This window comes from Terrisporobacter sp., from assembly GCF_017888745.1.
Classification (GTDB): Bacteria; Bacillota; Clostridia; order Peptostreptococcales; family Peptostreptococcaceae; genus Terrisporobacter.
Window position 1 is genome coordinate 1 of record NZ_JAGHFM010000173.1, and the last position, 6,238, is coordinate 6,238.

Annotated in this window: 5 protein-coding genes and 1 riboswitch; all 5 genes read right to left on the reverse strand. The window is 30.2% G+C overall.

Going from position 1 to position 6,238, the window contains the following annotated elements:
- Positions 1–325: 325 nt before the first annotated feature.
- The 5 genes from J7G74_RS08510 to J7G74_RS08530 all read right to left on the reverse strand — a co-directional run bounded on the left by J7G74_RS08510 (position 326) and on the right by J7G74_RS08530 (position 6,091).
- Complete coding sequence (locus J7G74_RS08510; protein ID WP_297134115.1) at positions 326–1,531, reverse strand: M20 family metallopeptidase; 1,206 nt, start codon at positions 1,529–1,531, stop codon at positions 326–328.
- Between the two features lie 15 nt (positions 1,532–1,546).
- On the reverse strand, positions 1,547–2,935 hold the full coding sequence (locus tag J7G74_RS08515) for a YfcC family protein (protein WP_297134116.1): 1,389 nt from the start codon (positions 2,933–2,935) through the stop codon (positions 1,547–1,549).
- 192 nt (positions 2,936–3,127) lie between these two features.
- Positions 3,128–3,307, reverse strand: a riboswitch (Lysine riboswitch).
- A 343-nt stretch (positions 3,308–3,650) separates the two neighbouring features.
- Positions 3,651–4,667 (reverse strand): alpha-hydroxy-acid oxidizing protein, encoded by a 1,017-nt coding sequence (locus J7G74_RS08520; RefSeq protein ID WP_297134118.1) that lies wholly within the window; start codon positions 4,665–4,667, stop codon positions 3,651–3,653.
- Positions 4,668–4,727: 60 nt separating this feature from the next.
- Positions 4,728–5,495, reverse strand: coding sequence for a ribonuclease HII (locus J7G74_RS08525; RefSeq protein ID WP_297134121.1), 768 nt, complete (start codon positions 5,493–5,495; stop codon positions 4,728–4,730).
- Between the two features lie 95 nt (positions 5,496–5,590).
- The gene (locus J7G74_RS08530; protein ID WP_297134123.1) at positions 5,591–6,091 is read right to left on the reverse strand and encodes a lecithin retinol acyltransferase family protein; all 501 of its coding nucleotides are present in this window, start codon (positions 6,089–6,091) and stop codon (positions 5,591–5,593) included.
- Positions 6,092–6,238 lie beyond the last annotated feature (147 nt).

Genomic DNA, 6,238 nt, shown 5'->3' on the forward strand with positions numbered 1-6,238 from the left:
ACATTCCTGCTAAAAAAAGATATATTAATCCTCAAGTAGTTTCTCAAGGTAGAGTTTCTAGTTTAAACGAAAAATTATCAAAAGATATAAATGATTTTTTAAATGTGGATTTTAATATTTGGCTAAGCGGAAAATAGCTATGAATATATATTGATACTCTCTTCTATGTATTTGTGAGTTCAATATCATAGCTTAATTTTATGTAATGACTTTGGTGAAATTTATTATAGTATATTAACTAAATTTACTATATCTACCAGTAAGAATTTAGATTAAGCTACAAAGCAAAAAGTATTACCAATTTTATGGTAATACTTTTTTTGTTCTATTTTTTAAACTTAGTTAAACCTAAGTGATTTTTCTTAATATCATCAAGTAAGTCATCTTCTAAGTAAATATCTAATGCACACCCTACCATTGCCTTTACTGATTTATGAAGTTTATCATAAGCTTCTTCAGAATTTGCATAATTTAAAAACTCTTTTTCATGAACATATACCATTGGATTTATATCTAGTGCTATTTCTGTATACATAGTAGGACAAACTTGACTTACATTACCTATATCTGTAGATCCTACTGGACCGTCTTTTCCTTCTAATATATCCGTTATACCTACCTCAATTAAATTATTCTTTGTTATATTTTGAAGTACCTTGTTGTTTACTATATTGTCAAAAGAATTTTCAAAATATCTGTAAGAAAGCTTAGCACCTGTCATTAACTCTGCACCTTTAGCACAATTTATAACCTTTTTAGTTACTTCATCTAAATAACTTCTTTCACTAGCTCTTATATAAAACTTACAAGATGCTTTTTCTGGAACTATGTTTGGAGCTTCTCCTCCATTTGAAACTATCCCATGTATTCTAACATCTGATTTTACATGTTGTCTTAGTGCATTTATTCCTGCAAAAGTAAGTTGTACTGCATCTAATGCATTAACTCCCATATGAGGATGACTAGCTGCATGTGCTGCTACTCCTTTAAAACTAAACTCTATTGAATCTATTGCCAAAGCCTTGCAATTTATATTATTAAAAGCCTCTATATGCATCTGATAACACACATCAATATCATCAAAAGCCCCTGCCTTAACTAAATCACATTTTCCTCCCGTAGTTTCTTCAGCCGGTGTTCCCATTAATACAATTTTTCCTTTAAAATTATCTTTTAGCTTACTTAATACTATACAAGCCCCTAATGTCGATGCCGCAATCCAGTTATGTCCACAGGCATGAGCTGGTTCTTTGTTTTCCCCATATCCAGGTAATGCATCATACTCTGCTAAAAATGCTATAGTAGGCCCATCATTATCTCCTAATTCTGCTCTAAAAGCAGTATCTATATTACAATATGGATAAGTTATATCAAATCCATATTCCTTAATTTTATCTACTAGATATTTAGATGATATGTATTCTTCTTCTCCTATTTCTGGATTATTAAATATAAAATCACATACTTCTTCTATTTCTTTTCCTAATTCATTCTCGATTTCATAAGCTCTTTTCTTTATACTTTCTATCATAAATTTCCCCCTATATTAGAACCCTATATATAATCCTATTGTTAAAAATACCATTGTAGTAATTACTAATATTATCATTAAAGGCATTATGAATCTAACCCACTTTGACCAAGGAATATTAGCTAGTGCTAGTGCTCCCATTAAAACTCCTGATGTAGGTGTTATTAAGTTAGTTATACCTATACCAAATTGATAAGCTGTAACTATTATTTGTCTAGATACATCCACTAAATCTCCAAGCGGTGCAAGAACAGGTACTGTAAGTGATGCAAGTCCTGATGCTGACGGTATTAAAAATGCTATTAGACCTTCTATTAAGAAAGTTAAATTTATAAATATAGCTTTTGGTAATCCATTTAATACATTTGCTGCAGAATTTAATATTGTATCTATTATATATCCGTTTTCTGCTATTATTACTATTCCACGTGCAAATGCTATACATAATCCTGCTGATATTAAATCCTTTGCTCCACTTGTAAAGGAATTAACTATTTCATCTTGTTTAAGTCCTGACGCTATTCCTGATATTACACCTATAGCTGTAAATATCATTGCAATTTCACTTATGTACCAACCTTGTTTTAAAACTCCATATACCATAATTCCCATACCTAATGTGAAAATTGCTATTACTATAGCTTCTCTTTTTGTAAACTCTTTTATATTTGTATTATTATTTATTACTTCTTTATTTAGTGATATATCCTTCACTAAAGACTTTGTAGGATCTTTTTTAACTTTATTAGCATACATCATAACAAATCCTATACATATAGCTATAAATATTATAAACATAATAACTCTATACTCTATTCCAGAACCTGGAGCTATATGTGAAAGTGCCTGTGCTATACCTACAGAGAAAGGATTAGTGGTAGATGCTGCAAATCCAGCTCCAGCTCCTATAAATACGGTTGCCACTGCGGTTAATGAATCATATCCCATACTAGTCATAAGTGGAATAAATATCATATAAAAAGGTAGTGTTTCTTCACTCATTCCAAATGTTGTTCCACCTAGACCAAACAAAATCATTGAGATTGGTATTATTAAAAATTGAAATTTCTTCATTCTATTTACAGTATGAGCTATAATGGCTTCTATTGCCCCTGTTTTATTAATTATTCCAAATGCTCCTCCAACTATTAAAACAAATCCGACTACTTCAGCTGCATCTATGAATCCATTTATAGGTGCTGTAAACATATCAGTAACTCCTTGTGGATTTGATGATACTTTTTCATAAGTTCCAGCTACAACAACCATTCTTCCTTCTATATCTTCTCTTTCAAAACTTCCACTTGGTACTATCCAAGTAAGAACTGCCATTACTATTATCAATAAAAATATTATAGTAAGTGTATTCGGCATAGTAAACTTTCTTTTTCTTAAACTACTCATTTTTGATTCCCCCATTTTGTAAGTTAAAATTTTTGATTGTCCCTTTATTTTTCTATCCTAGTTTGTATAGATGTAAAATTTGCTTTCCTCATATATCCAACGACTTCATCCGTTGATCAAAAAAAGCCCAACATGAGTACATGTTGAGCTTAATATGCTAAATACAACATACCTACATCTTCCCTTTATCTTACTTAAGATAGCTCTCCATCAAAATTCGGGATAATTTTGATGACAGTACTGTACTTATTAAATACAGTCCCAGCACTAGCTTTGGACACTAGCACTTCGGCACTTACCCCTTTCGTATTGCTTCATTGGCTTCCGACCTCTTCAATACTAATCTTAGTAAGTGCGACCTCTACCTCAATCTTTTTATTAGATGAGGTAATATCTATTAAATTTTATTTATTGTAAGTATTTTATCATAATATGTAAAAATTGTAAATATTTTCATTTTTTAATATTTTACTAATAATTACATTTATAACGTAACTTCATACATCATATATCTGAACAAAGCGCATACTAAAATTTCTAACTCATATGGGTCAATCTCTAATAAATTAATACTCTAACTATCTACAACATATTTATCTAAATAATCATATTTACCATAGTAAAAAAGATATTGATTTTTAATCAATATCTTTTCTGGATTTCAATGGTAGAGATTATCCTCACCAAATTTATCTCCAATTAACTATTCTAATAATTATCTATATATAACCTTCCCATCTATATCTTCCACACTCTGGCATCCAGTAAGTCTCATAGTAGCTTCAAACTCACCGATTACCTTATTAATATACATCTCTACACCTTCCTTGCCACCACCGAAAGATGCAGTGACAAAAGGTCTTCCTATAAGCACACCATCAGCCCCAAGACCTATTAATTTAAGTACATCAACACCACTTCTAACACCACCATCAACCAAAACAGTTAACTTACCTTTAACAGCTTCAGCTATAGCAGGAAGTACATCTGCAGCTCCTGGAGTACAGTCTAATACTCTACCGCCATGATTAGATACAACTATGGCGTCAACACCAGCCTCAACAGCTAATAGAGCATCTTCAACAGTCATTATTCCCTTTACTATAAATGGTAACTTAGTAGCCGATTTTAATTCTTTTAAAGCCTCTACATCTTTTGGAACTACTGTTTTTCCATGCATAGATAAAGTTACTAAACCACACGCATCCACATCTACACCCACTGCAAATGCGCCAGCTTCTTCAACTAATTTTATTTTCTTGATTATATCGTGATTTTCCCAAGGTTTTATAAATACTATACCTTGACCATCATTTTCTTTTAATACATCTAAATTATCCATTAAAAAAGAATCTACAGCAGTATCTCCTACCATTGCATATATACCACTATCTATACATCCTTCCACAACTGGAGTTATATATTCTCTTTCACTTATTTTTCCACCCATATTTAAAGTAGTTCCTGTTATAGGGGCTGCAAAAATAGGTGCTTTCATCTTTCTTCCAAATAGTTCTACTGATGTATCAGGATTAGATACATTATGTATAACTCTCATATTTATTTTAATATCTTGTAAACTTTTAAAGTTTTGTATAAAAGCAGATCCAGTATCTTTTCCGCCCATTCCTGGAACTTCACCTGCACAAACTACACCATTACAGGCTTTACATACTTTACAACTTCCATTTAAACTTTCTCTTGCTTCTTTTAGCATATCTTTGTAATTCATTATCAAAATCCCCCTACCTAGACAATAGTTTCTTAATAGTTCTTACAAGTTTATTATAGTCTATAAAACATTCTTTAGAAAACTTTTTCTATGTATTGGGGTTATACCAATTTTCTCTATGGCTTCATAGTGTTCCTTTGTTCCATAACCTTTATTTGATTTAAACCCATACTCTGGGTATATCTCATCATATTGACACATCATTCTATCTCTTGTAACCTTAGCTAATATACTAGCAGCTCCAATTGATATTGATTTAGAATCCCCCTTTATTATTGGGTTTTGTTTTATATCAACACCTGGTATGGTTACAGCATCCACAAGTAAATAATCAGGCTGCTTTTTCATTGAATTTAAAGCTTTTTTCATAGCCATATATGTTGCATTTAAAATATTATAATCATCAATTTCTTCATTATCAACGATTCCAATTCCATAGTCCAGTGCTTGCTCTTTTATTATTTCATATAACTCTTCTCTTTTACTTTCTTTTATCTTTTTAGAGTCATCTATTCCCTCTATTTTAGTATTTGGAGGTAAAACTACAACAGCAGCAACTACAGGTCCAGCTAGAGGTCCTCTACCTACCTCATCTATTCCACCTATGTACAAGTATCCTTTTTTATATCCATCATTTTCATATGTATTAATCAATTCTAGCCTTTCTTCTTCTTTTCTTACTACATCAAGTTTTTTTGCTAAAGATACAGCTAATTTCTGAACTGACTTTCTCTCATCATCTTTTAATATATTTATATATTCTAGATACTGTTCTTTATTTAAATTATCTATAATCTCTTTAATTTCTTTCACACTTTTGTTTTGCATTATTTTCTCCTTATTAACTTTTTATCTTATTATTTACTTACCTTTTATATTTTATCATAAATAAAATTACGTGGATATTTTACCCACGCAATTTACTATTTTATATCTATTTGCATTTTTAAGAATACTGCTTTTAAAATAAGATTCACTTGGTAAGACTGTCTTACACCTGTTTTGCACCACATGGCGAAATGTTCACAATTATTAGATGGAAGTAAAAACTTTTTTTCTCCTATTCGACTTCTGGCTCTTTTTACAGTTTCTTCTGGAGAATATATTTTAAATCTTAATTTATTTTTTATTTGATAAAGAAGATACAGGGTTTGTACTCCATCTACCATATTTCTATCTAGTCCTGTAGCCCTTATTCTTTTCACATAATTTGATTTATCTTTTGAAAATTTATATACATAATATTTATTAGAATCACCAAGAAAGTTTTCTAGATTTGTTTCATCTATTACCATCTCTCTTAGAAAAAAATCCTTTTCTTTGCCACTGTAATGAATAACATGCTTTTTATCAACAAATATTCCAAAATGATTATATATACCTTTATTAACACATATTACATCTCCGTATTGAGGTTCAATCAAAATATCACCTCCTAATAAATATCTATATATATATTTATGATTTTTATTTCTAATTGTTATTTAATAACAAAAAAAGAAAGCAGATTGCTTTCTTTATTTTTCCTCATAATCAGAAGGTTCTTCTAAAGATATTTGCCCTATTTTACC

What these genes read in the sequence shown, in the direction of transcription:
- J7G74_RS08515 (WP_297134116.1), bottom strand. Translation starts at nt 2,935, where the DNA reads ATGAGTAGTTTAAGAAAAAGAAAGTTTACTATGCCGAATACACTTACT.
- J7G74_RS08525 (WP_297134121.1), bottom strand. Translation starts at nt 5,495, where the DNA reads ATGCAAAACAAAAGTGTGAAAGAAATTAAAGAGATTATAGATAATTTA.
- J7G74_RS08510 (WP_297134115.1), bottom strand. Translation starts at nt 1,531, where the DNA reads ATGATAGAAAGTATAAAGAAAAGAGCTTATGAAATCGAGAATGAATTA.
- J7G74_RS08520 (WP_297134118.1), bottom strand. Translation starts at nt 4,667, where the DNA reads ATGAATTACAAAGATATGCTAAAAGAAGCAAGAGAAAGTTTAAATGGA.